The sequence below is a fragment of the Streptomyces cyaneofuscatus genome, from assembly GCF_042718795.1.
Taxonomy (GTDB): Bacteria; Actinomycetota; Actinomycetes; order Streptomycetales; family Streptomycetaceae; genus Streptomyces; species Streptomyces cyaneofuscatus_A.
Window position 1 is genome coordinate 19950 of sequence record NZ_JBHXOX010000010.1, and the last position, 24889, is coordinate 44838.

Below are 24889 nucleotides of genomic sequence, written 5' to 3' on the forward strand. Positions count from 1 at the left end.
AGAGCGGGCGATGGCCGAGAACGCGGACCAGGGCGCGGAGCCGGCCGCGGGGTTTCCGTGGGAACGTGAGCACGCGCTGGACCCGCCGCTGGAGCTGGCTCGGTGGCGGGAGCGGGGCGCCGTCGCTGCCGCGGTGTTGCCGGACGGCACACGGGTGCTGCTGGTGCTGGGGTACCACGAAGCACGGCAGGCTCTGAGCGATCCCCGCCTCAGCCGCGAGGCGCTGTCCCGCAGCGGACCCGGTGAGCTGGTCGCGGGCTCTGCGCGCCTGCCGGCGACGAACGGCGAGGCGGAAGAAGAGCACTCGACACCGTACGAACTTGTAGCGGGCATGGTGTCGCCGCGCGGGGCCGAGCGGCTGCGGCCGACCGTGCGGCGTGAGGTGGCCCGGCTGCTCGACGGGATGGACGAGGCCGGCCCGCCCGTGGACCTGATCGCACACCTGGCCCGCCCCCTGCCCGCCGTGGTGACCGGGGAACTGCTCGGCATTCCGGTCCCCGACCGGGCCTGGGTACAGCAACTGGCGTCCTCCACGGTGGTCTTCGCCCCGACGGCGGACAGCCGCGGCGCGGTGGCGCAACTACGCACCTACCTCGGCGGTCTGCTCGACGCGGCGAAGCGGACCTCCCCCGGACCGGCGGAGCAGGAGCGGCCCGGCATGATCCGGCAGCTGGCCGGTGCCCAGCGCGGCGACGGCACCCCGGTGCCGGTGGAGGGCCTGGTGACGCTGCTGCTGCGGGTGGCTGCGGCGGGCGGTCACTCCGTCCAGGTCAGTCTCGGCAAGGGTGTTCCCCTGGTGCTGCGCGACCGGGCTCTGTACGCGGCGCTCGCCGAGCCCGGCCCGGTCCGGGACGGCCTGGTGGAAGAGCTGCTGCGCCGCACTGCTCCGGCGCCCGCCGCGCTGCCCCGCCTCGCGGTCGAGGACGTGCGGCTCGGCGGCGAAACCCTGCCGGGCGGCTCGGTGGTGCTGATCAGTCTGGAGTCCGCCAACCTCGATCCGGCCCGCTACCCGGACCCCGGTCATCTGCGGCCGGAGCGTGGCGACAAACAGCATCTGTCCTTCGGCGCCGGTTCGAACTACTGCATCGGCGCAGGGCTCGCGCGCATGGAATTGGCCGAGGCCCTCGCCGGGCTGTCCCGCCGGTTCCCCGCCCTGCACCTGGCCGTCCCCGAGGAAGCCCTGCGGCTGAGGGAGGGCGGCATCGCCCCGGACCCCTTGGAGGTGCCGGTCGGCTGGTGACCGCCAGATCAGAGCATCCCCTGTTTCCGGCACGTGTCGGGGTCGTGGAGCCACCACCAGCCCACCGGGCCCCAGGCTTCCCTCGGGATAGCGCCGCCCGCGCCGGTGCGCAGCGCGGCCGGGTCCTCACTGACCTGGACCGCGGCACCCGCGTCCTCGCGGTAGCGCAGGGAGCCTACGGCCCAGTCGACACCGCCGCGCACCAGTCGCTCCAGCATCCCCACGTACCTCGTCGCCTCGCTCCCCTGCTCGTCGAGCACATGACGACGAAGGCGAAGGAAGAGGCCCCGAAGGTGTGCGCCACCACGTCGATGGCGTTGTGCCCGTCACCACCCGCCCGCTGTTCCCTGCGCCACGACAGCAGCCCGGTGTCCCAGGACAGCAGCCAGCACGCCATCTCCGTCAGCGCCCGGACGCGGCGGTCCGCGCGCACCCGTCCGGGGACGCCGTACCCCTCGGCCCAGGGGGACAGCACGGTCCACACCTCCGCACTGCCACTGATGAGCACAATCGCGGAATACTCGCCGAGGCGCGGTAGGCGTCCCTCGGCGACGTTGCCCGACTTCCACGCCTCGGCGAGGAACCAGCCTCGCATCGACGCGGCCCAGGCCGTCACCTGTTCGGGCGGACCGAGGTGCTGCAACCGCATCCTCAGGTCGTGCAGCGCGACGCCGTAACGATCGCCGAACACCGCTTCCTCCGGCACCTCGACCGAGCGCTGGAGCAACCCCAGAACGCGGACGAACCTCCCCGGAGAACGGCCCAGTTCGCCCTCGTCGCAGTACTCGTCGTCGAACGCCACGTTCCATGTCGCGAAGTCGGCGGCCAGCTGGAGCTGCTCCTGGTCGGCGTCGGGGACGAAGTATCCGCCGAGCAGCCCGCACTCCGCCGCCACCAACCGCTCCCGGTGCGCGGCGTCGGCGTACAGGCCGAAGCGGTCCATCCAGACCACGGCAGCCGCCTGCGCCTGCCCGGCCCCGCTGTTCAATCGGGATGGAAAGGGTAAGTACAGCACCACGCCAGCCAGTCCCATCGCACCCGCCCCTCCTCCGTACCGTCCGGCCCACAAAATCCCTACACCGGGATACCCATCCAGGGCGCCGCCCAGTGCGCTGCGGGCCGATCCGCCGATCTGATGAAGGGCGGAGCGCCGGCATTGCACGTGAGGTCGGCTGCCCGAGGCGGCAGACTCGCTCTGATCGGACGACTGTTGCCAACGAGGCCGCCAACATTGCACGACCACGAAATGGCAACGGGCTGTCCTGCGGCTCAGATGACCTGGGCGAACATCAGGATTGCGTGATGCGGAGCCCTGCTGTTCCGTTGCCACCGTCACGATCACGGAACGCAACGGTCGCGCCACACTCCATGCTGGTCCTCACCCACCTGGCGCGGTGCCGGGTAGGGCGATCCCGCTGTCATGAGGGCGGGATGGATGAGAGGGGTGAGCTGTGTACCAGCCGTTATTGCCGCTGAGGTCGGCGTTGGTGTTTCTGATGGCGGTGATCAGCGGCCTGGTGGCGGGGTTGCTGTGCTGGATGGCGGAGGGAAGTGTTCCGGGCGGTGTTCTCGCCGGGCTCGGCGTAGTCGGGCTGGCGGTCCCGTTCTTCAACTGCCTGATCGCCTCCGAGGCCGCCGGGGAGGTGCACGGCCGTGGGTGAGTTGCGCCCCCTGGGAGAGGATCTGACGCAGGAGTCGCGGGCCCTCGCGCTGGCCCTGCGCGAGCTGTTCGAGGGCCTGGGCGTGTCCGTCCGCCGGTATGCGGCCCGGCACCGTCGCGACCCGGGCACGTTCTCGCGCTACCTCAACGGGACCCGGTTGCCCCCGTGGGAGGTGATCATGGGGATCATGACGGACCTCGCCGAGCACCGCGGTACGACCGTTACCGCCGAGGCCATCGAGCTGATCCGCGGCCTCCACGGCTCCGCGTTCGACTCCAGTGCCTCCCCGATGCACGCGGTGGAGATCATCGAGCGGCAGCTGGCCGACGCGGATCACGTCTCGCGGCGCTCCACCGTGCGCGGCGATGTCCTGGGCGATGCCCTGCTGGAACGTCAGAACCGCATTGCCAGCCTGGAAGTGCGCCTCAACCAGATGGAGGCGGCCCTCACCTCCGAGCGCGAGCACGCCGGCCAGCTGGCAGCGGACCACCCCGACGTGTCGGAACTGCTCGGGGAGCGCGAGGTGCTGCGTCAGGAGGTGACGCGCCTGGGCGGCGAGCTCCAGGCGGCCCAGGCGCAGAGGGATGCCGCCGAGGCGCGCTGCGATCTGCTGGAGCGGCAGCTCGCCGCCGTCGAGCACCCCGTCCCTCTCCCGGCGGCCCCACCGCTGCGGCTGCCCAAGGTGCTTGTCATGGACGACCAGCCCGACAACCTGCTCGCCCTGACCGCTGTGCTGGAGACGCTGGACCAAGACCTCGTCACCGTCTCCTCCGGACGCGACGCCCTCAGGGCGCTGCTGGACCACGAGGACTTCGCCGTCATCATCATGGACGTGCAGATGCCCGGGATGGACGGCTACGAGACCGCCGCCCACATCAAGCGCCGGCCCCGTACCCGGGACGTGCCGATCATCTTCCTCACCGCGATGGGCATCGACCCCGAACACACCGCCCGCGGATACGCGGCCGGCGCGGTCGACTACATCAGCAAGCCCTTCGACCCCTGGGCCCTGCGCGCCAAAGTCGCCGTCTTCACCGAGATCCACCTCGAACGCCGGATCGCCTAGTAGCGGGCGACCTCATCGTCGCGGATGAGTTCCCTCACGCCCCTGCCCCGCTCGGCGGCCGGCGGGCTCTTCGCGCGACCTGTTCATGCGTGGCCGGACGGATCCACCTTGCCCGCGGCCAGCTCGCCCACGTGCAGCCGGACGCGTACCGGCGCCAGTCGCACCAAGCCAGCGCCATGGCCCGCCACTCGGTCACCGGGCCGATCCGTGGACAGCACCTGACCGTGTTGCTGGACGTGGCCCGGGAGAACCTGGGCTCGCCGAGCAGTACGAACACGCAGCGCCTGCACGACGCCGTCCACGAGTTCCGCAGCGCTTCGTCGTCACAGGCTGACAGGGCGGCGGAGCCGTCTTGCACAGTTGCGCCCTGCACAGCCGCCCTCTTCGGATCGTCGGGTGTCACCACGCCGCTCGTGAAGGCACCCTGGGAACCCTCGATGGCCACGCGTGCGGCCAGCGCGCCAAGGAACTCGCCCGCTTTAAAGGCCAGTTGGCACCAATCCCCGAAGTATGCTCACGAGCGGGTTGCGCCTGGCTATGCTGACCGCTCGTGGCAGAGTTACAAGATCTACCAGACATCATGTACAAGCGTCTGAGCCCCGATGATCATTTCCGGGTGCACGCTCTGTACGAGAACATCCGCGACTGGATCAAGCGCGGCGAACTTCCACCGGGGACCAGGCTCACCTACGCGGAGCTGTACACCTGGCCCGGCTCTCCGTATTGCCCCATCGTGTCGAGCGCGCTGTGGCTGCTGCGCAGAGACGGCCTGGTGGAGACCAGGCGAGGGGTCGGGTCACGGATCGTGGTCCCTGGTCAGGAGTGGTCGACCCCCGAGGAGGACCGGTACCTGCCGCTCAGGCTGTGGGTCGAGAAGACCATGCGCCAGCGGCTCGCCGACGGGGTGTACCCCCCGGGCACGCGAATACCGCCGCTGAGGGAGTTGCACGAGGAGTTCGCAGTTTCCATAGGGACGGTCCGGTTCGGTCTGGCCCCGCTGATCAGGGCGGGTTATCTCGTCACGCAGAGCTTCAACCAGCCGGGGAAAGCGGTCACCTACCGGGCTTCGGAGGTGGGGACCGTCGTCACCGAGGCCGTCACGAAGACTGACCGCGATGAACTGCTGCGACCTGAGCAACGAGACGACCTCCCGCCGGACAGCATGTTCAAGGCGTGGGGCGAGTCGAACACCCTGATCGCCTGGAGCCGACACCGGCGCTGCAAGGTCTCCTACCACGTCTTGTACACCCGGATCCATCGGTACTACTGGCCCTTCGAGGCCGCGATGACGACGCCGAAGAACTGACGGCACACAGGCTCGCAGGATCCGGTCGCTGTGACAGGACCGCGGGGCCTCCCCTTCGCCGCCAGTGCCGACTCCGGCTCACTGGCCGTGAAAGCGCAGGAGATTCGGAGCCCGCTCGTCGCCCAGCTCAGCGCTTGCTGGGGTAGCAAACGGTGGTGTACTTGTCCTGCCCGGCCTCGGCCCACGGGGTGTGGCGCAGGGGCCGGTGGTATTCGAGGCCGGGCACTTCGAATCCGGCCTGGATGAGCTGCCGGGTGGCCTGCGAGGCCGAGAACGGGTCTTTCGACGCCCCGTAGGGCTGGCTGGTCCCGTCGTCCACGACGAGGGTCCACCGGCCGTCGTCGAGCCGTACGTGGGCGGTGTGTGAGGCGGCCTGGGTGACTGGGTGAACCGGTGTGGTGTAGGAGTCGCCGTCCTCGGCCCGGTCCCAGGGGGATCCGCCGTTGAGAACCGGGTGAACGTTGGAGGTGTAGTAGCCGAGAAGTCGCCGGAGATGTTCGGTGAACGTCTGCGGGTCGAAGCCCTCCCGGTGCTCCACCTCCACAGTGGTGGTGGTGCCGTCTGTCACGGTGATGGTCCACCGGCCCGGTGCTAAAGGGGCGGCGCTGGCGGACTGGTCCTGGGCAATGGTCATCGTCGAAGTCCTCATCGGAATAGTCAGGCGGGAGCCGGTAGGCCTCATTGCGATCGGCATTATGCACTTCATCCTGCTCCCGACGGTCGGCGTTGTGCCACGCGGGACGGGTGGGTACGTGCTGGGCGCGCCGATCTCGGCATGGGCGGCGAGCTTAGAGAATGTGCCACCGAAGCTCGGTGTCGTTGTCACGCAGTCCCTGCACACGCCGCTTCACTTCAGTGATGGTCTCGGGGGCGTGGTGAATCTTGCGTGCGTTGGTGGTCACCATGCGGAGCTCGCGGATGGCTGCGAGGGTCTTGTAGCCGGGGTCCAGGATGATGTCGTGGCCGTAGGTGTCTGCGAAGGCCTGGTAGTGAGGCATGCCGTAGCCGAAGCGGCGGCAGTGCACTTCGACGGTGATGAGGTCCCATTCCGGCTGCCCGACGGCGAGGGTGTCCCAGTCGCATAGGACGACGTCGTCTGGGGTGCGCAAGGCATTTCGGTGCTGCGGGTCACCCTGGATAAGGGCTGGTGGAAGGGCGAAGTGAATGGTGCTGAGTTCGGCTTCCAGTTCGTTGACGCGATCGGCCAGGAAGCTGGTCTCCTCGGCTCGGAGTGCCGATATCGCCGAGAGAGACCTGCGGATAGCCCGGATGTTGTCGTGTGCTGGCAACTTCATCTGCGGGATGTCCAGGGAGTGGAGCGCCCGCAGCGGCCGCGCCAGTTCCTCGGCCGAGATCGGTGGGCCGGGCTGGGGAAGATACGTCCAGATGGTGACGGCGTGCTCATCTACGAGGATCGGCTGCTCGACAGCGTGGAGGGAAACCGTCGGGAAACCGAGGCGGGAGAGGTGACGTACGGCTTGCACGGTGCGCGAGACATGGGCCGCAGGGGTGCCCCTCCGGGCAATCTTTACGACGACTCCCTCGTTCTCCAGCAGGATGACCGCGTTCGTGTGACCCCGAAGGAGTTGTGGATTCGAGCCGTTCAGGCCGGCGGCCGCGCATGCCCGCGCGAGAATTGCTTGTACTTCAGGACCGTCGTATCCGCCGGGCGCCGGCGTCGGGTTGCTCATGGCTCCAGGCTGACGGACGCGGCGGCTGCTGTCACATCTCGCCTGGGGGCAGCGCGAGGAGCTGGTTGAGGTCGCGGGCTGAGCGCGACTTACGGACGGCGGGGGGCAGAGCCGTCAGAACGTCGCGGGCGCGCTCGTCCACGATGGACGTCCGGTGCGCGGCGGCCATCCGGAGGTAGGTGCTGCCGGCCATTTCGCAGGCTTCGGCGGGGCTGCGGTCCTTGGCGAGGCAGATAGCTCCTTCGAGAAGAAGCAGCGCGGGGTCGATTCCCGTCTTCGCCGGGTAGAGGGCAAGGGCCTGCGTTTGGGCCCGACGGGCCTGCCTGGTGCGCCCGAGGGCGGTGTAGGTTCCGCTCTCGTAGAGGTGGAAGCGTCGTTCCGGGAAGCTGAAGGCATCGGCGTCGTGCCCGCCCGCGCCGCTCTGCTCGAAGACCCGGGTGGCGTGGTTGATGGCTGTGAGAGCGGCCTCTTCATTTCCGAGTTTTGCGTGTGCACGGGCTTCCGCGGCTGCGGCGAAGGCTCCGGTTGCGCTCGGGCGCCCGTGGCAGAGCATGCGGGCCTCTCGTGTGAGGGCTACGGCGGTTTCGACGGGGCCGTAATAGAACGGCAGCATCGCAGCCTGGGCGCGCACTCGGGCCCGGAGTTCGTTGTTGCCGCTGTCGTCGGCGGCCGCCCTCGCGGTGCGGTACCAGTAGCGGGACTGGCTGAGCCTGCCCAGCTTCATCAGGCCGTCGGCGATGAGCGTGGAAAGCATCGCCGTCAGCTCCGATAAACGGACCTGCACTACGGCTGGTTGGCGGTCGGCAGCGAGGCTGTTCACCTCTCCCAAGTGGGTCAGGAGCGCGGTGAGCATCGGCGCGGGTGGTGTGTACACGTATTGGTGCCGGGCTTCGAGGACCTGTTCGTCCAGAAGGTCGAGCTGCCCGGCGCTGACACTGGAGGCGGCCAGTGTCCGGTCAACAGCTCGGCGGGCCTGGTCGAACTGTCGGTCGAACATGCTGTCGTCGTCTTCTGCTGGCGCCGCGCCGAGGCCCGGGGCACGCATAGCGACTGGAAGGCTCGCGGCCGTGTCCGTGAATCCGAGATCTTCGGCAGAGCAGCCGTAGAAGCGGCAGAGGAGACCGACGGTGGCGGCCTTCGGCGTGCGATCGCCGCTTTCCCAGTGTCCCAGCTGGATCCGATCCAGCCTTGGCGCGCCTCGGCTCCCGGCTCCCGGGAGAGCGCGCAGAGCTGTCGCTGCTTTCTCCAGCGTCAGGCCGAGGGCGAGGCGTTGGGCTCGCAGAAGTGAGACGCCGCAGTGACGGTGGATGTTCTTGGCGATCTGCAGCGGCGGAAGCCCTGCCTCCTCGCCGTCCCGCCGCAGCGCTTTGGCACACCCCGGCCCGTGGGGCGTCGAGAGCGGTACAGGCTCCACCATGCGGCCCTCCTGATCGATCGCGAGATAAAGCCTAGTCTCACGCCAGCTCGACGGCGTCAAGAATGTGCAACTTCCTCTGTGGATTGTGTAATCGGCCTCGCCCTGACTCACACATGTGTAAGCGGTGGCACTTGGCGAAGGCTGCCTCGGCGCAGAACTCTTACCTCCGATTCGGAGACACTCCAGACCCGTGAGCGACGGGCCCGCCCCGGAGCCCTCCGAATGTCAGAGCGTGAGAGTGCGCAGAGCACGGCGATCGTTGGCATCTGGAGGTTCTGTCATGGTATTGACCGCAACAGCACCTGATACACCGGCGGAGTTCCTCTCGTATTTGGCCCCCACCGCCGCCCTGCGGCAGTTCTCGGTCGACTTTCCTCATGAGCCCCGTTCCGCCGGCCGCGCCAGGCAAATCGCTCGGGAGCGACTTGCTGCATGGGAGGTCCCCCATACCGGCGGTCTGGTGGATCGCGTCGTTCTGACGATCAGCGAGCTGATGAGCAACGCGATTCAGCATGGAGCCTCGGGAGTCGACGGTAGGCCGGAGATCGCGTTCTCGATCCGGTTCCTGCCAGGTGTGGCTATCGGCGTGAGGGTCGAGGACCGGTCGTCGGCCATGCCGGTCCTTCGGGAGCACCGGTCGGCTGAGGCCGTTGACGGACGAGGAATGCAGCTGGTGGCGTTCGAATCCACCTGCTGGACGGCCGAGCAGCTGGGCGAGGGCCGCGGCAAGGCGGTATGGGCGTTCTTCCGATGCGTCTCCACCTGTCCCTCCTCGGCGGTGTGCGGCCTGTGATCATCTACCTCCACGGATCACGCGGCACCGGGAAGTCGGTCCTCGCACGGGGGCTTGCTGACAAGCTCGGCGCCCATCTGTTGAGCAAGGAAGAGCTGCACAGGGTTCTTTTCCCTCGCGATGGCCATCCGCTGTCTGAGGAGAAGGACGGCTGGCTGTGCGACCTCCTGCTGCAGGCCACGGCCTGGAACCTGGACATCGAACCGACGCGGACCATCGTTCTCGACGCCCAACGGGCCGGACGCACGGCAGAGGTCGTTGGATTGCTCCGCTTCTCCCGAGCACTCGGCCAAGAGCTCCACGTCGTGGAGTGCGTCCACCCGGGCAGGGAGAGCGAGCGACGACCGCGAAGCCGTCGCTGCCAGCCCGTAGAAGGCCACCTCGACGCCGTACCCCGAGACCGCACGCACCTGGTCGACATGAGTGCACCAGCGTCGGCCGCTCTGCAGATCGCACTGTCCTGTCTCGGCGCTCCAACCCGCGTCGAACCGTCGCACGACGGAAGCCAGGGCCCCGATGGAGTGCGTGCAGCCATGTCCGAGGCGCACTGACGCGTTCCGCGTGCACCTCCAGCCCGCCCGAATCCTGCCGCTCCCCCAACCTGGTGTGCCCATTCGCCAGGCATCATACGAACGAGATCGGATCTCATGAACAGCCGTCTCCTCCCCACGAGCAGAGCCCTTCCTCAGGCGGTCGCTACCCAAGGAGGACTCATCCCCTCCCCCAAAGCGACCGGCGCGGGCGCTCCTTTGGGACGACCCGGCACGACGCAGCGCGCAACGCGCATCGAGGACTACGGCCTGATCGGGAATCTCCGTACGGCCGCGCTGGTCGACCGGGCCGGCAGCATCGATTGGCTGTGCGTGCCCAGGTTTGACTCAGCTGCAGTCTTCGCTCGCCTCCTGGGCTCGGAGAAGCACGGACAGTGGACCCTCGGACCCGTGGGCCTCAACGGGACCACGCCGACGCTGAACCGTCGGCGCTACCTCGACGGCACACTGATCCTGGAATCCACCTGGCTCACCCCGGCAGGCACCATTCAGCTCCTGGACTTCATGCCCGTCGGCGACGAGACCGCCCAGCTGGTCCGCATCGTGAAGGGCATCAGCGGGTGCGTGCCGATGCGGTCCCTCCTGCGCGCCCGGCCCGGTTACGGCTGCCGGGTGCCGGACCTGGCATCGGACGGGGTCAGGGCCAGTGTCGACCTCGGAGTCGGCAATCTGTGGCTGGATGCTCCCACTCCCGTTCTGATCTGTACGGAGGGCGGAGATCTGAGCTCGGATTTCACTCTCTCGGAGGGGGAGACGCTGGCCTTCTCTCTCTCCTGGCAGCCGGGGACCGACGCCCCTCCGGTGCCGGACGGCAACCGGCTGCTGAATCAGACGCAGGCGTTCTGGCAGGACTGGATTTCGCGGAGTACCTACGCCGGGCCCGACCGTGACGCTGTCGAACGGTCGCTGATCACGCTCAAGGCCCTGCAGTACGAGCCGACGGGCGCATTCGTGGCGGCGCCCACGACGTCGCTGCCCGAGGAGATCGGCGGGGTCCGCAACTGGGACTACCGGTTCTCCTGGCTCCGCGACTCCGCGCTGATGGGCGAGGCCCTCCTCAGCTGCGGCTACGTGGAAGAGTTCACGAAGCTGGTCAAGTGGCTCCAGCGGGTCTTCGACGGCCGCCCGGAGAGCCTCCAGATCATGTACGGGGTCGGGGGCGAGCGCGACCTCACCGAGCAGGTCCTCGACTGGCTGCCGGGGTTTGCGGGCTCCGCGCCCGTACGGATCGGGAACGCCGCAGCCGGGCAGCTGCAGATCGACGTCTACGGCGAAGTCGTCGATGCCCTCTTCAAGGCGCAGCTGCACGACCCGAGCCTCGCGCCTGTCGTGGCTCCGCTCGTCACCGGACTGGTCACCTGCCTGGAGGACGTCTTCGAGAAGCCGGACATGGGGATCTGGGAGGTCCGCGGGCCCCGCCGGCACTTCGTCCACTCCAAGATCATGGCCTGGATCGCCTTCGACCGCGCCGTCCGGCTGATAGCAGCAGGCCACGGTGACGGCCCCGTCGACCGGTGGATGGGGATCCGCGACCGGCTGCACACGCAGGTCTGCGACCGTGGCTACGACCCGGACCGGAAGACCTTCACCCAGTCCTACGGATCGCGGGAGCTCGACGCGTCGCTGCTGCACATCGTCACCAGCGGATTCCTGCCGCCGCACGACCCGCGGATCGTCGGCACCGTCAAGGCCATCCAGAGGGAGCTGTCCACCCAGGGCGGGTTCCTCCTGCGCTACCCCACCGAGGGCGATGACAAGGGCGTGGACGGCCTACCGGGAGACGAGGGCGCGTTCCTCATCTGCATGGGATGGCTGATCGCCGCCCTGGCCGCGATCGGCCGCCCGGAGGAGGCCGAGATCTTCATGCATCAGCTGCTCCAGATCCGCAACGACCTCGGCCTGCTCGCGGAGGAATGGGATCCGGAGACTGGCCGCCAGCTGGGGAACTACCCGCAGGCCTTCTCACATGTCGGGGCCGTCCTCGGAGCGATCGCAACCGTCCCTCGTCCGGTCAGCAGCGGGAAGAGGTGATCATGGCATGAACGTCGGCGACTCGATCGATGACCTCTTCCCGCTGGCTCGTACGGCCACCATCCCGTTCGAGATGCCGGTCGGCAAGAAGTTCACGGCGCTGCGGCTGCCCCTGGCTCTGGCTCTGGACCTGTTCACCAACCCCAGTCCCACCCGCGACCAGTACCTGGGAGCGGCCATCTGCGAGGGTGACGCCTGGACCCTGATCCTGCCCCCGTCCTCCCACCTCTTCATGGACTGGGGCCCGCAGGTGGAGATCCTGAGCAGCGGGATGATGTTCGTGCCGCCGCTGAGGTTCACCGACGAGCACGCGATGTACTGGGCGAGGCGCGGGAATCTCCACGGCCGCGCTTTCAGCGCTCCGTTCTGTCTCCACCCCTTGGTTGGCGGAGTCGTTGAACCCGTCCAGGACGTTCCTGGTGAGCGGCAGTCGACTCGGCTGGCCGATGGGCCCTTGCCGATGGTCTCCGTCGTGCGGTCCCAGCCAGATTCGGAGTCGCGTGACCTGCTGAACTCCCCCAGGTGCGGTGCACTTGAGGTGGCCGAGGTGTCCGTCGGCGGCTTACCGGCTCTCCGCGTCCCGCCAGTAGTCCTTGAGCATTTCGCCGGGCCACGCGGGCTCCTTGACCGGTCCGCGTGGCCCCATGGCAGTGAAGTACGGGCCGATGTCGACCACGGGGGTGCCGTCGACGGCGTCGAGATCGGTGACGAGAAGGTCGCGGCCGTCGATGTCGAGCAGGCGCGGGTAGGTGATGGCGAGCTGGTTGGGCCGGCGGTGGTTGCGGTGGGCGAGGGGGCCGGTCGCGGGCCAGCGGGGGTTGTTGCGCGGGCTGCGGGCGTGGAGATGGACGTCGTCGGGGCTGGCGCGGTGGAAGTGCCATGTCACCGTGATGTGGCTGAATTCCTCGAGTCCTTGGAACATCTCGTCGGGCGGGTAGGTGTCGTGGAGCCGGATGATGGACTCGACGCCGCCCTGGTAGTCGTCGAGGACCTCGGTGTGCCCCCCGACGACGGTGGCGATCGGGACGACCTGGAGCGGTTGCTGCGCGGTCAACTCGGTGCTCTCCCTGCTTCAGCCCTGGCCGCTCCCGTAGAGCTGGCACGGGGTGGTGTTCCCTTGATGCGCTCAGCCTATGGCGCGGAGCATCTCCCGGGCGCGCTGGTCAAGTTCGGTGAGCTGCCGTCCGCCTCGGCGGCGGACCGGGGAGAGGTCGCGCTGCATCTGGACGATGACGTCTCGGGCGCGGCCGGAGCTGATGCCGTCCATGGCGTCCATGGCTTGGCTGTACGTGGCGCATCCTTCGTCGAGTCCTCCTCGGCGGATCTGGACAGAGCCGAGGTAGCCGAGGGTGACGCTGTGGGTGCGGGCGAACTGCTGCCTGCGGCGTGTGGCGACGCTCTCCTTGAAGTGGGCCTCGGCGTCGCGGAGGCTGCCGAGGTCGCGCAGGGCGCAGGCGGTCTCGTGCGACAGCGAGGCGCTGGCGAAGAAGGAGACGCGGTCGGGGGCATCGCCGGTGTCGCGGCTGAGGTCCCGTTCGGCCTGGCTGATCGCGGCGAGGGTGCCTCTGCGGTCGCCGGTGGCTGCCAGGGCGCGGGCGTGGACGATGCCCAGCAGGGCTTTCTCCCGCCAGCTGGCCTGCCCGTACCGGTCGGCGGCCATGGACGCTACGGCGAGGTCGAGTGCCTGGCTGGGGTGCTTGAGGTCGACCGCCTGGTGGGCCATGGCCCGCAGTGTGTGTCCGGCGAGCGGACCGTCGCCGGCCTCGGCGGCGAGTTTCACCGCGAGGGTGAAGTATCTCTGGGCGCGGCGGTGTTCACCCGCGTCGAAGGCCATCCAGCCGGCGAGGTAGGTCATCTCGGCGGTCGCGGAGTACAGCTCGCGGCGCAGCTGTTCGCTGGGGAAGCGGCTGGAGAGGAGCGGGGCGGCTTCCAGGCTGAGGTGGGCGGCGAGCGCCGAGCGGCCGGCGGCGCCCCCGCGGCGCTGGTCGCGGGCGGAGAAGAACGCGGTGGTCTGGCGGATGTCGTCGACGTCGGCCGGGGTGACGGTGGTCTGGGAGTGGACGCGGCGCTGCGCGGCTACGGAGGGGGCATCTTTCCACCAGGAAGTTGCCGGGACGGCGAGTCCGGCGACGGAGTAGGCGGTGTCCGCCAGGAGTTGGCGTCGGTGGAGCATGTCGAGGTCGTCTCTTCCCAGCTCGGTCAGCGCGGTCAGGGTGTCGGCCTCCCAGTCTTCTTCCCCGGTGACGTCCTGGCTCTGCACGCCGGGCAGCCCGATGTCGGTGAGGGTGATGGTGCGGCCGAGCTTTCGCGTCAGCGTCTCGCAGAGGATATGCGGCGCCTGCCCGCTGGGACGCGTGCCCATGATCCACATGGCGATGTGAGAGCGGCTGACCGCGGCCAGGTCCCGGGCCCCGACCTCCTCGGCGACACGGCGGACGGCCGCCGCGGCCTTGGGCTGTGTCCAGCCGGCCTCGGTAATCCGGGCGGCCAGCGCCTCGTTGCGCATGCGAGCCATGGACGATCCCCGACCTCGAAATGATCTTTGACGCCTTTGACGGGGTCCACCCCCCACGAAGGCTGTTCGCCAAGGGTAGTTGGCGGTTTCCTCAACGTAGCCGGTGCGTGCAACCCGCACTGCTGGACATGATCGCCCGCCGTCGCCCGTCCTCTGGACGTTCCCCGTTTTCTTCACCTCTTGGAGTTGCCGTGTTGTTCCCCAGCCATCAGGTCCACCCGGGCCTCCCGTGGGCGATCTGCACCGGGCAGGTGGGCTGATGTTGGTCCACGCCGTCTACGCCGCTCTCGGGCTGGCCGTTCTCGCAGCGGTGGTGTTCGGGATACTTCTCCGCCGTGCCCGCGCGCAGGCGGTACGGGCCAAGGCGGACGCGCAGGCCGGGCGGCAGACGATGGAGGCCACCGCCCAGACTCTTCGCAAGGCGGCCGAGCAGGCCCGGGCGCAGGCGGCCCGAGCGGAGCAGCACAGTCAGGCTGTGGTGACTGAGGTGAGGCACCTTGCCGCTGTTCGGCTTCCTGCAGCGGTCGAGGGGCTGCGTCGCCCTGGTGTTCCGGTGTCCGGCATGGCAGATGAGCGTCTGCTGGCCGGCCCGGTGGCCCGGGCGTGCGAGCAGGTCTTGGCCGTGGTGACCGAAGCGGTACGGGAGGACCGGATCCGCACCGACCAGTCCGCCCAGGAGGTCGTTCGGTCCGTGATGGGCACGACGCGTGCCCTGGCAGCCCAGGCGGTACAGCTCGTGGAGCAGGCCCAGTACAAGGCGGTGAACGCCCCGGACCTTCTGGGAGACCTGTACGGGATCGATCACCGGCTCGTGCTGCTGCACCGGCAGGTACAGCGCACTGCGGTGGTCTGCGGTGACCTCCCGGGCACCGCGCGGGAGGACACCACGATCATGACCGCCCTGGAGACGGCCCGCTCGCGGATTGTGAAGCACCAGCGGGTGTCGGCGGTCAGCCACGTCCCTGCGGAGCCCGACGGCCGGGACCTGGGTCTTCAGGCTCCGGTTGCCGAACCGCTGATCATGGTGCTCGCCGAGCTGTTCGACAACGCGGTTTACTGCTCGGTCGGGTCCGGGCTGGTCAGCGCCGAGGCCCACCCGACCGCTACCGGTGTGCTGATCACCATCGCCGACAGCGGCCCGGGGCTCGACACGGTGGAGAAGCAGCTGTTCGTCCGGCAGATGCTGGAGTCCCCGCGCCTGCTTCTGCGGGATGCCGGTTCCCCGCCGCGGCTGGGACTGGCGGCGGTCGGCCGTCTCGTCAGCCGGTTCGAGGGGCTGAACCTCACGCTGGACCCCTCCCCGGCCCGCGGCCTGCGGGTGAACCTGCACATCGACGCGAGTCTTCTCGTTGCGGTGAGCGGGCGGCAGCGCCCCGAGGGGTCCGGTGTGCGGCTGGACCCGCTGCCCCAGCCGGAGCCGGCACTGGTCCAGGCTCCGCAACTCCAGCAGCCGGCCGACCCGTCCCGTACCGCGCTTCCCACGCGCGACGGCTTCCCCCAGCGCCAGCGCAAGAGCCCCGGCGCGCCCGTGGACCACGAGCCCGAGCCTCTGCCGCTCCGGGACGCCGCGGCCGTGCAGTCCGCCTATGCCTCCCTCCAGTCCGGAACCCAGCGGGCCCGTCACGAGCCCTCCCCCCACACCGATCACCCGTCCGACGTCGATTCCCGGGAGTCCTGATGAACACCAGCCCGCGGTTCACCGCGCCCACCGAACAGACACCCCTGCAGAGCAAGTACAACGGCCACGCCCAGCGTCTGCTGGAGACAACCGACGCGCGGCACGTCGTGCTGTGCTCCGGGGACGGTCTGCGGCTGGGCACCGACGCGGGCGCCGACCGGGACCCGTCCGACGGCGCCTCCGCCCTGGGCGCCTCGGTCTTCGGCACCATGCAGGCCCTCGCCGAGCTCTTCCCCGCCTCGGATGACAAACAGACGGCGGGTCAGGTGACCGTCGAACTCCATGGTGGCGGCGGCGGATACCTGATGCTGGAGCGGGTCGGCCCGGGCGTGCGGGCCTTGCTGTGGCTGTCGGCGGGAGCGGACCTCGGCAAGGTGGCCTACGACATCGTCAAGTTCTCCGAGTGGTTCGCCCCGGAAGTAGCGGACCGTGCCCAGGCGTGAGCGTCCCCGGGAGATCCCCACCTACCTGGCGACCGAGGGGCGCACGCAGCCCCGCAGGGTGATCAAGGGCCTGGAGGACCTGCTGACGCGCCTGGTGTGGCTGCGGGGGGAGCCCCGACCGGACCAGCGCCTGAGCCCCGCGCAGCAGGACCTGTTCGACGCCGTGCGGGGCGGCTCGCTGACGCTGGTCGACGCCGCGGCGTATCTGCGTCAGCCGCCCCTCGCGATCCGGATCCTCGCGTGCGACCTCGCGGACCTTGGCCTCGTCCAGGCCGTCCCTCCCGCCGCCCGAACCGACATCGATCTCATGGAGAGAGTCATTCATGGCCTCCGCAAGCTCAAGGACGCAGCCGCCTAGTGTCCCCGGCTATGTGCCGGAGGAAGCGCCCCTGGTCAAGATCGTCGTGGCGGGCGGCTTCGGGGTCGGCAAGACCACCATGGTCGCGTCCGTCTCGGAAATGCGGTCGCTGCACACCGAGCAGCCCTTGACCGCCGTCAGCGCTGCGGTCGATCTCCTCGACTACACCCCGGAGAAGACCACCACGACCGTGGCCACGGACTTCGGACGCCTCACGCTGGACCCTCACGATCCCACCGCACCGGTGATCTACCTGTTCGGCACCCCCGGGCAGGAACGCTTTAAGAGCGTGTGGGACGACGTGACCTTCGGGGCGCACGGGGCGCTTCTGCTACTGGACCTGCGGCGTCCCGCGGCGTCCTTCGAGGCCATGGACCTCGTCGAGCGCTCCGGCCTTTCCTACATCGTCGCCGTCAACGAGTTCCCCGGGGCCCCGTACATCGAGGACTCCGCGGTGCGCGCGGGCCTGGACCTGAGCGGGGAGACCCCGCTCATCCACTTCAACGCCTGCGATCGCAATTCCTCCATCGATGCGCTCATCCAGCTCGTCGAGCACGTCATGACCACCTACCCCCGGGACGCCGCCCGATGAGCACACCGCCCCCGCCGCCGTACTACCGACTGCACACCGACCACTTCGCCCAGGCCGGCAACCGGCCCGCCTACTACTCCAGCATGCGCGAGCACTACGGCCCGGTGGCCCCCGTGGAGATCGTGCCGGGAATCCTCGGCTGGCTGGTCGTCTCCTACGAGGCCGCCCAGGAGGTGCTGCTGGACAAGGAGAGCTTCAAGAAGGACCCCACCGACTGGGCCGCACAGCTCCCCGCCGACCACCCGGTGCTCGGCATGCTCGGCCCGCGACCGAATCCGCTGTTCACCGACGGCGCCCAGCACGCCCGCTACCGGCGGGTCATCTCCGACGCGCTGGCTTCCGTCGAACCCCACCACCTGCGCGACACAGTGCGGGTCGTCGCCGACCACCTCATCAATCAGTTCGTCGACGACGGCACGTGCGACCTGATCCGGCAGTTCGCTCGGCCGCTGCCCAGCTACCTGTTCAACCGGCTCTTCGGACAGCCCGACGACCAGGCCCCCCGGCTGGTGTCCTCCCTGGCAGGACTCATGGAGGGCGTGGGCGCAGAAGTCGTCGCCGCAACCCGGGAATTCGAGGGCTACATGGGCGGCCTGCTCGCCTCGAAGAAGGCCCAACCCGGCCCGGACCTCGCCACTGCCATGATGCAGCACCCCGCACGGCTCAACGACGGTGAACTGCAGCACCACTTCGTGCTGACCGTCGCCGCCGGGCAGGAACCCACCACCAACCTCCTCGGCAACAGCCTGCTGGAGTACTTCGTCGACGACGACATCTACACCGAAGTCGTCAACGGAACCCTCGACGTCATGCCCCTCATCAACCGTGTCCTGGCCACCCGCCCGCCGATGGCGAACTACGGGGCCCACTACGCCCGCCGCCCCGTGACGTTCCACGGCCGGCAACTGGTGCCCGAGATGCCCATCCTCATGTCCTACGAGGCCGCCGCCCAGGACCCCGCCGTCCTGGGCACCGGCGCCCACATGGCGTGGTCCCTGGGCCCGCACACCTGTCCGGCCAGCAGCATGGCCACCACCATCACCACGATCGCCCTCACCCAGCTCATCCACCGGCTCCCCGACCTCCACCTCGGCGTGGACGCGGCCGAGGTCCGTAACCGGCCCGGCCCCTACCACCACGCGCTCGAAGCCCTTCCCGCCCGCTTCACCCCCGTCACGGCGACCACCCGCAGCGAACCGCCGTGGCCGTCGAACCCGTACACCACCGCACCGCCGGCCGACCAGAGGCGCGAAGCCGCGCCCACGCCCGCGAGCTGGCAGACGTGGCTGCCGGCCACCTGCCCGGCCGGCCACACCGGCCCGTAGCTCCTCTCCACCGCCCGCCTGCAGATGCCCGCGCCGCTGAACTGATCGAGGGAGCACCCATGACGCACGTCTTCACGCTCGACCCCGCAGCCACCGACCGCACCGGGGAGGACGCCGCGCTGCGCGCCCTCGGCCCCCTCACCCAGGTCGACATCCTGGGCGTCCGGGCATGGGCCGTCAGCGACCCGGAGGTCCTCAAGGAGCTGCTCACCGACAAGCGGGTCTCCAAGGACCCCCGGCAGCACTACCCCGACTTCGCCTCGGTGGTGGCCCAGTGGCCCCTGGTCACCTGGATCGCGGTGCAGAACATGTTCACGGCCTTCGGTGACGACCACCGCAAACTGCGCAAGCTCATCGCCCCGGCGTTCAGTACCCGCCGCACCGAGCAGATGCGGCCCGTCATCCAGGAGATAGCAGATCAGCTCCTCGACGCACTGGAGGAAAAGGCGCAGCACAACGAACCGGTCGACGTCCGGGCCGAGTTCGCCCACCAGCTGCCCATCCGGGTGATCTTCCGGCTCATGGGCGTCCACCAGCGGTGGGAGAAGCGTCTCGCAGGCCCGGTGCACAAGGTCTTCGCGACCACGCTCGGCAAGGAGGAGCAGCAGGCCAACTACCAGCTGCTGACGGAGCTCCTCACCGAGTTCGTCGCCGAAAAGCGCGAGCAGCCCGGCGACGACCTGATCTGCGACCTGATCGCCGCCCGCGACGAGGGCACCAAGCTCACCCAGCGCCAGCTCGTGGACACCCTGGTCCTCGTCATCAGCGCAGGGTTCGAGACCACCGTCGGCCTGCTCACCAACGCCGTCCGCAACCTCCTCACCCACCCCGACCAATTGAGCCTCGTCCTCGCCGGGCCGCCGGAGCAGTGGGACGCCGTCGTCGAGGAGACGCTGCGCCGGGACGCCCCCGTCGCTTTCCTGCCCCTGCGCTACGCCGTGGAGGACATCCCCATCGCCGGTGCACTCATCGGTAAGGGCGAGGCGATCCTCGCGGCCTACAGCGCCGCCGGACGGCACCCCGCGGCCCACGACCGGGCCGACGAATTCGACGTGGAACGGGTCGACAAGGCCCACCTCGCCTTCGGCCACGGCGTCCACTACTGCATCGGCGCACCGTTGGCCCGCGCGGAGGGCACCATCGGCCTCTCTTCCCTCTTCCGGCGCTTCCCCCGTCTCCGGCTCGCTCACCCCGGCGCCGGCCAGCCGCCGACGGAATCGATCATCAGCAACAGTCCCCGCGAGCTCCTCGTCCTCCTGGACCCGGCCGACGAGCAGTCCACTGCCGTCTCCGCGGGAGCACGCACATGAGCCCCGCCATCAGCGACCACACCGAGATCGCCGATGACCACGGCGTAGATGTGCGGTCGGGCTGCCTCGACCGGGCCATGAGCTACCTCACCGGCGGGCCCGTGCCGCACTTCCCCCGCGATCGTGCCCTCGCTCACCGTCTTCAGGCGGCCACCCCCTGGCTGGTGACCTCTCTCGAAATCAACCGGGCCTTCCTGCACCGGACCGCCCAGGACTTCGCCGGCCAGCTGGGGATCGGGCAGTTCATCACCCTCGGCGCCCGTGCCGAGCTCCCCTGGCCCGGACAGCCGGAAGACGTCCAGCCGGCCTGCTCCGCCGTGCCCAAAGCGTCGTTCACCCACCTCGACATCCTGCCGCCCACGGCAGTCACACGGCAGGCACCCGGGTGCCACCATGCCCGCCGTGTCATGCGCCTCGGTGACATGCTCACCGTCCTGCGAAGCCTCCATGCCGTCGACCGGACCCGCCCCGTCGCCGTCCTCGTCGACAACGCCGGAGCGTGGACCGGCAGCGACGCCGACCTCAAGTTCGCCCTCGATCAACTGCGGGCCTGGCTCCCGCCGGGCAGCGCGCTCTGCATGACCCACGCCACCACGGAACTGGCCCCGGCGGCAGAGCAGCAGGCGGCGCTGCTGCGCCGGAACGGATCCACCGCGCCCTTTAGCCCGAGGTCCCGCGAGGCCATCGCCGGGCTCCTGGAGCCCTGGGCGTTGTCCGAGCCCGGGCTCGTCCCCACCAGCACCTTCTACCCCGGCCACCGGCACGTCCAGCTCCCTGCCCGCTACTCCGGCGCCTACGCCGCCATCACCCTCCGCACGGAAGCGACAAGACAACCCGAGGTTGCACGCCGCCCCTGACAACCCGCCGCTCAGCCCCTGGCTGCGGCCCCTTCCCTCGGTAGCACGCCTTTCCCATCCAGCAAGGACTTGTGATGCACGCTGTCGTGCCTCCCCCGGCCGAAACCCTGAAACCTCCAGCCCAGATCATGATCGCGCTCTACCTGCGGCTCGTACGCGAGGCGCAAGGCATCCACCAGGAGAAGGCCGCAGACCTCCTCGGGGTGTCCATCTCCGCCGTCAGCCGGTGGGAACGAGCAGAGACCCCCATCCAGCGCCCGGAGACCCTGCGCGCACTGCTGCGCCTGTACGGGGTGAAGAACCCGCACAAAGAGTTCCTGGTCCAGAGCCTGCCTCCCAAGCGACGCGACCGGGTGGAGATCGGCTTCGCCCGGCGTGCCCTCCACGATCACTGGGCGGATCCCGCCGATGCCGAGGCGACCGCCCGCCACATCGCGGTGATGCGATCCGCGAGCGAGGTCGTCGAGTTCTGTATGAGGCCTCCGGCGGGACTGCGGACCCAGGCGTACGAGCAGCTGGTTCTGGCCCCCGAGATCTGTGCCATCCCCGACGTGCCCGTACTGGGGCTGCCAACGTGGGTGCACCAGGTCGACTGGGCACCTTGGCAGCGGCGGACCGTGATCCTGGACGAGGTAGTCCTCACCCAGGGCGGCAATCACGCGGCCGTCGTCGCCGGTCAGCTGCGCCACCTTGCCACTCTCATCGACCAGGAGGACCCCGCAGGGGGCGGCCTGAGGGTCCGCATCCTGCCGATGAGCCAGGTGCTGTTCATCACCACCGTCGGCCCGGTCGCCGAGGTCACCGTCCTCGGCCAGCGCATGGTGGCCAGCGTCGGCCTGTTCCCCTCCTACGAGACAGGTTCCGGCGCCGCCCGGAGCGTCAGCGCCGGTCTGCGGGAAGCGCTGGACAAGGCGTGGAGCCGGGAGGAGACGCGCGCGCGGCTGGTGAGCGCGGCCGAAGCCATGGAACGGCGGGCCGCTTCGTGACCTCCATCCCTCGTCGGGGACTTCGGGCAGCAGGAGGCCGGGCCGGGCAAGGCCAGCCCGGGCCCGCCCGACCTGACCGTATGCCCGTCGTCCCGGGCAGTTGACAGCCGCGTTCGACCTCAGCGCCGTCAAGACCGCCCCTGCCTGAGCACCGCCATGCCCCCGTCCTTTGGAGAGACCGCCCTCATGTCCAGCATGTCGCTCGTTCCGTCTCGCTCATCCGGCACCGGGCCAGGAGGCCGGCCGCCCCATGTCGCCGGCGTCGTCGACCACTTGACCGGCGGATCGGACAACTACGCGGCGGAACGGGACTTGGCGGCCCAGCTGCTCACCACGGCCCCGTGGCTTTCGCTGGCGGTGCGCGCTCACCGCCGGTACACCACCCTTGTGGTGCAGTGGCTGGCAACCGAGGGCTTCACCCAGTACCTCGACCTCGGCTGCGGGCTGCCGTACGCAGATCCGGGAGACGGGGCCCTCCACCCGTACGACGCGGCCCGCTCGGTTCTCACCGGTGCGCAGGGCGCCCCGGCCGATGTCCGCACGGTGTACGTCGACAACCACGGTCCGGCCTACGGCCACGCCAACACGATGCTGGCCGAGGAACGCGGGACCCTCGCCGTCCATGCCGACGTCCGCAGGACCGCCGAGCTGCTGGCGCTCCCCTCCGTGACCTCGAAACTCGACCTGGGCCGGCCCGTCGCGGTCCTGGCGCACGACCTGCTGCCCTGGATGGGCGACCACGACGCGGTCGACCTCATCAACGACCTCCGTCGCCTCCTGCCGTCCGGCAGCGCGCTGTCCCTCACCCACGCCGCGACCGACCTCGTTCCCGGCCCCGAGGGCGAGGACTGCATCCGGACACTGTCGGCCATCTACGCCGAAGCGGGCATCGGCTTCCACCCCCGATCGGCCGGACACCTGCGCGCCCTGCTCAACCGGTGGTCCGTGCAGGCCCCCGGCGTCGTACGCACCGAGCTCTGGGGCTCCGGCTACGGCCCCTTCGCCCAGCGCGCCCCCACGCCCGGCGACTTCACCGGCGCCTACGCCGCGATCGCCCTGACCACCGCCCCCTGACCGCGTTGCCCCGGCGGGCAGATCGTGGAGCCGCACCGGACGAGCCCGGCCTGCCGAACCCGGACCCTGCCCCCGGCCTTGAGGAAGCGGACAACCGGCTGAAGAAGCCGCCGCAACCAACACCACGCATTCGTCGCCGACCGGCTCAACCGGCGCCCCGCAGCTCGGACACCGGACGCCGCCGCGCCCCGCACCGGGCGCACCCCTGTTTCTCACCGCTCAAAGGGATCCGACCATGACCACCACCATCAGCGAAGCAGCCGACCGCGGGCCCCGGGAACTGCTCCAGGCACGTAATCGCCTTGCTGACGCGCTCGCTCTCGCCGGCGTGCAGCACGCCGTCACGATCCAGACGGACACCTCCACCGAGGAGCCGGTCCTGCAGCTCCGGCCGCTGGATGGCCCGGACGTCGCCCGGCTGACCGCCCTGGTGACCGCGGGCTCCCATGTCCCGCCCACGCCGGCGGCCCTTCAACCACGGCTGTTCGGCTCGATGGCCGCGGGCGAAGAGGAACTGGAGGGGTTGCGCGAACAGCTGGCGACTGCCCTGGATGCGGCGGGGGTGGCCCTTGAGCTCGGGCCCGTGCGCACCCTGCGCGGCAGCCTGTGCGTGGAACTGGTCAGCGTCAGCATCGACGCGGCGAACCCCCTGGCCCGTCTGATCCATACCGCGGTAGAGGCATGCCAGGAGGCAGTGAACGCCCTGGAAAAGGTCTTCGCCCACCTCGCCGCCACGGGCCTGGACGACCTTCCCGTACCGAAGTGGGACCACCGGCTCGACCGTGTCGCTCTGGGGCCCATCAGCATGCCGACCGCCCTGGAGCTCGGGGGCCGCCTGGGAGCACCGGTCATGACGGTCGAGGAGCCCGAAGAGCCTCACCACGCGGAGGCGGAGGCGATCGGACAGCGCCTGGAAGACGCCGTGCGGGCCGCAACCGGCGGCGGGCTGATGGACATCCGGTACAAGCCGGCCTGCGACTGCAAGCCCTCGCGTCTCCAGCTCGCCGACATCGCCTTCACCACTGCTCTGCTTCTGGCCCGAGCCCTTGAGCCGGGGGTCGAGCCGTCATGAGCAGCCCGAGCCCGGCACCGGCCGGACACCTCGTGCTGGGTACCTACCTGCGGCACCTGCGTCTCGCGCGCGGTCTGACCGCGGGGCGGGTGTCCGCCGACCTGGCCCGTGAGCAGGGGATGTCCCTCTCGGTTCCCGTGCTCAGCCGCATCGAGTCAGGGCAGCGGCCGGTGAGCGAAGCGGAGGCCGCCACCCTGCTGAGGACCTACCGGTGCAGTCGTACGGAGAGCTTCTCCCGGGGGAGGCGGCAGCTCGGCGACACCACCTACGCCACCGGCGGACCCGAGCAGCTGCCCGTGGTCGACTCCGTGGCGGGCTGGCAGGATCGGCTCGCCGCCGTCGAGCACCGCGCGAACCGGGCGCGGTTCTACAGCCAGTTCCTCATTCCCGCGTTCCTGCGCACCGACGCCTACGCCGCCCTGGTCGAGAACGGGCTACCGGAGCCGCAGATCGGGCGCCCGGGTGTCCTCGGCGCGGGCACCGTGCCGGTCGTGATCCTGGACGCGAGTCTCCTCTCCCGCCCGTGGGGCGGGGCCAACCTCTTCACCGCCCAGGTCCAGCACCTGCTGAACGCCATGGGCACCGGACGGCTGGACCTGCGGATCCTCCCCGTCGACCGGAACGTCCACCCGCCGGCACACCAACGGGCGGAGTACCACCTTCAGCGCGGGCAGCGGCTGCACGCGGCCGAGCGGGCCTCCGGGGTGGCGTACTACGCCGGGAGCGACAACGACGCGCGGCTGGGCGCCCACCTGGACCGGGCCGCCGACCAGACGCTTGGCCCTGCGGATTCCCGCCGTCACCTGGAGCACGCCCGAGCCGCCGCGTCGCAGGGCCGGCTCCCCCCGCCCTGCTGATCCCCCGCCGACCTGCCGCTGCCCGTACCTGCCCCGAAACGGATCATCGCCGATGCTCACCTCCCT

General features: G+C 69.8%; 25 protein-coding genes. 18 read left to right on the top strand and 7 right to left on the bottom strand.

Features of this window, described 5'->3' with window-relative positions:
- Positions 1–10 precede the first annotated feature (10 nt).
- Entirely contained in the window at positions 11–1240 is a 1230-nt protein-coding gene (locus ACFWRT_RS13305; protein ID WP_380949256.1) for a cytochrome P450, read from the top strand.
- Between the two features lie 8 nt (positions 1241–1248).
- Here the strand turns inward: ACFWRT_RS13305 and ACFWRT_RS13310 are convergent, their stop codons facing one another.
- Both ACFWRT_RS13310 and ACFWRT_RS13315 read right to left on the bottom strand, forming a co-directional pair.
- Entirely contained in the window at positions 1249–1458 is a 210-nt protein-coding gene (locus tag ACFWRT_RS13310) for a hypothetical protein (protein WP_380949255.1), read from the bottom strand.
- The gene (locus ACFWRT_RS13315) at positions 1416–2183 is read right to left on the bottom strand and encodes a terpene synthase family protein (protein ID WP_381121276.1); all 768 of its coding nucleotides are present in this window, start codon (positions 2181–2183) and stop codon (positions 1416–1418) included. The genes ACFWRT_RS13310 and ACFWRT_RS13315 overlap by 43 nt, the downstream gene beginning before the upstream one ends.
- Positions 2184–2736: 553 nt before the next feature.
- Here ACFWRT_RS13315 and ACFWRT_RS13320 point away from each other — a divergent pair.
- The 3 genes from ACFWRT_RS13320 (at position 2737) to ACFWRT_RS13330 (ending at position 5273) form a co-directional block, all read left to right on the top strand.
- Positions 2737–2901, top strand: a complete 165-nt coding sequence (locus ACFWRT_RS13320) for a hypothetical protein (RefSeq protein WP_380949253.1) — start codon at positions 2737–2739, stop codon at positions 2899–2901.
- Entirely contained in the window at positions 2894–3967 is a 1074-nt protein-coding gene (locus ACFWRT_RS13325) for a response regulator (protein WP_380949252.1), read from the top strand. Before ACFWRT_RS13320 ends, ACFWRT_RS13325 begins: the two co-directional genes overlap by 8 nt.
- Positions 3968–4583: 616 nt before the next feature.
- On the top strand, positions 4584–5273 hold the full coding sequence (locus ACFWRT_RS13330; RefSeq protein ID WP_381121278.1) for a GntR family transcriptional regulator: 690 nt from the start codon (positions 4584–4586) through the stop codon (positions 5271–5273).
- Positions 5274–5400: 127 nt separating this feature from the next.
- Here ACFWRT_RS13330 and ACFWRT_RS13335 read toward each other — a convergent pair whose 3' ends face one another.
- From ACFWRT_RS13335 to ACFWRT_RS13345, 3 genes are all read right to left on the bottom strand, one after another.
- The gene (locus tag ACFWRT_RS13335; protein ID WP_380949250.1) at positions 5401–5907 is read right to left on the bottom strand and encodes a hypothetical protein; all 507 of its coding nucleotides are present in this window, start codon (positions 5905–5907) and stop codon (positions 5401–5403) included.
- Positions 5908–6061: 154 nt separating this feature from the next.
- Positions 6062–6964, bottom strand: coding sequence for a phosphotransferase family protein (locus ACFWRT_RS13340; protein WP_380949249.1), 903 nt, complete (start codon positions 6962–6964; stop codon positions 6062–6064).
- A gap of 31 nt (positions 6965–6995) precedes the next feature.
- Positions 6996–8381 carry a helix-turn-helix domain-containing protein gene (locus tag ACFWRT_RS13345; RefSeq protein ID WP_380949248.1) on the bottom strand — a complete coding sequence of 462 codons (1386 nt, stop codon included), beginning with the start codon at positions 8379–8381 and terminating at the stop codon, positions 6996–6998.
- A 280-nt stretch (positions 8382–8661) separates the two neighbouring features.
- Between ACFWRT_RS13345 and ACFWRT_RS13350 the strand changes: the two genes are divergently transcribed.
- The 3 genes from ACFWRT_RS13350 (at position 8662) to ACFWRT_RS13360 (ending at position 11756) form a co-directional block, all read left to right on the top strand.
- Positions 8662–9174, top strand: coding sequence for an ATP-binding protein (locus ACFWRT_RS13350; RefSeq protein ID WP_380949247.1), 513 nt, complete (start codon positions 8662–8664; stop codon positions 9172–9174).
- A complete protein-coding gene (locus tag ACFWRT_RS13355; RefSeq protein ID WP_380949246.1) occupies positions 9171–9725 on the top strand; it encodes an AAA family ATPase in 555 nt (184 codons plus the stop codon). Before ACFWRT_RS13350 ends, ACFWRT_RS13355 begins: the two co-directional genes overlap by 4 nt.
- A 198-nt stretch (positions 9726–9923) precedes the next feature.
- Positions 9924–11756, top strand: a complete 1833-nt coding sequence (locus ACFWRT_RS13360) for a glycoside hydrolase family 15 protein (RefSeq protein ID WP_380949245.1) — start codon at positions 9924–9926, stop codon at positions 11754–11756.
- A gap of 562 nt (positions 11757–12318) precedes the next feature.
- On the opposite strand, the gene ACFWRT_RS13365 is transcribed toward ACFWRT_RS13360, so the two are convergent.
- Both ACFWRT_RS13365 and ACFWRT_RS13370 read right to left on the bottom strand, forming a co-directional pair.
- Positions 12319–12810 (bottom strand): SAM-dependent methyltransferase, encoded by a 492-nt coding sequence (locus ACFWRT_RS13365; protein WP_380949244.1) that lies wholly within the window; start codon positions 12808–12810, stop codon positions 12319–12321.
- Between the two features lie 72 nt (positions 12811–12882).
- Entirely contained in the window at positions 12883–14271 is a 1389-nt protein-coding gene (locus tag ACFWRT_RS13370) for a Tat pathway signal protein (protein ID WP_380949243.1), read from the bottom strand.
- A 562-nt stretch (positions 14272–14833) separates the two neighbouring features.
- Between ACFWRT_RS13370 and ACFWRT_RS13375 the strand changes: the two genes are divergently transcribed.
- From ACFWRT_RS13375 to ACFWRT_RS13425, 11 genes are all read left to right on the top strand, one after another.
- Complete coding sequence (locus ACFWRT_RS13375) at positions 14834–15949, top strand: ATP-binding protein (RefSeq protein ID WP_380949242.1); 1116 nt, start codon at positions 14834–14836, stop codon at positions 15947–15949.
- On the top strand, positions 15949–16392 hold the full coding sequence (locus tag ACFWRT_RS13380) for a roadblock/LC7 domain-containing protein (RefSeq protein WP_380949241.1): 444 nt from the start codon (positions 15949–15951) through the stop codon (positions 16390–16392). The genes ACFWRT_RS13375 and ACFWRT_RS13380 overlap by 1 nt, the downstream gene beginning before the upstream one ends.
- Positions 16379–16750 (top strand): DUF742 domain-containing protein, encoded by a 372-nt coding sequence (locus ACFWRT_RS13385; protein ID WP_380949240.1) that lies wholly within the window; start codon positions 16379–16381, stop codon positions 16748–16750. Before ACFWRT_RS13380 ends, ACFWRT_RS13385 begins: the two co-directional genes overlap by 14 nt.
- Complete coding sequence (locus ACFWRT_RS13390) at positions 16716–17342, top strand: GTP-binding protein (protein WP_380949239.1); 627 nt, start codon at positions 16716–16718, stop codon at positions 17340–17342. Before ACFWRT_RS13385 ends, ACFWRT_RS13390 begins: the two co-directional genes overlap by 35 nt.
- Positions 17339–18667, top strand: coding sequence for a cytochrome P450 family protein (locus ACFWRT_RS13395; RefSeq protein WP_380949238.1), 1329 nt, complete (start codon positions 17339–17341; stop codon positions 18665–18667). Before ACFWRT_RS13390 ends, ACFWRT_RS13395 begins: the two co-directional genes overlap by 4 nt.
- A gap of 59 nt (positions 18668–18726) precedes the next feature.
- Positions 18727–19977, top strand: coding sequence for a cytochrome P450 family protein (locus ACFWRT_RS13400; RefSeq protein ID WP_380949237.1), 1251 nt, complete (start codon positions 18727–18729; stop codon positions 19975–19977).
- Positions 19974–20834, top strand: a complete 861-nt coding sequence (locus ACFWRT_RS13405; protein WP_380949236.1) for an SAM-dependent methyltransferase — start codon at positions 19974–19976, stop codon at positions 20832–20834. Before ACFWRT_RS13400 ends, ACFWRT_RS13405 begins: the two co-directional genes overlap by 4 nt.
- A 74-nt stretch (positions 20835–20908) precedes the next feature.
- Positions 20909–21820 (top strand): Scr1 family TA system antitoxin-like transcriptional regulator, encoded by a 912-nt coding sequence (locus tag ACFWRT_RS13410; protein ID WP_380949235.1) that lies wholly within the window; start codon positions 20909–20911, stop codon positions 21818–21820.
- A 195-nt stretch (positions 21821–22015) separates the two neighbouring features.
- On the top strand, positions 22016–22894 hold the full coding sequence (locus ACFWRT_RS13415) for an SAM-dependent methyltransferase (RefSeq protein ID WP_381121296.1): 879 nt from the start codon (positions 22016–22018) through the stop codon (positions 22892–22894).
- A gap of 235 nt (positions 22895–23129) precedes the next feature.
- Positions 23130–23966, top strand: coding sequence for a hypothetical protein (locus tag ACFWRT_RS13420; protein WP_380949233.1), 837 nt, complete (start codon positions 23130–23132; stop codon positions 23964–23966).
- Positions 23963–24823, top strand: coding sequence for a Scr1 family TA system antitoxin-like transcriptional regulator (locus ACFWRT_RS13425; protein ID WP_380949232.1), 861 nt, complete (start codon positions 23963–23965; stop codon positions 24821–24823). The genes ACFWRT_RS13420 and ACFWRT_RS13425 overlap by 4 nt, the downstream gene beginning before the upstream one ends.
- Positions 24824–24889 lie beyond the last annotated feature (66 nt).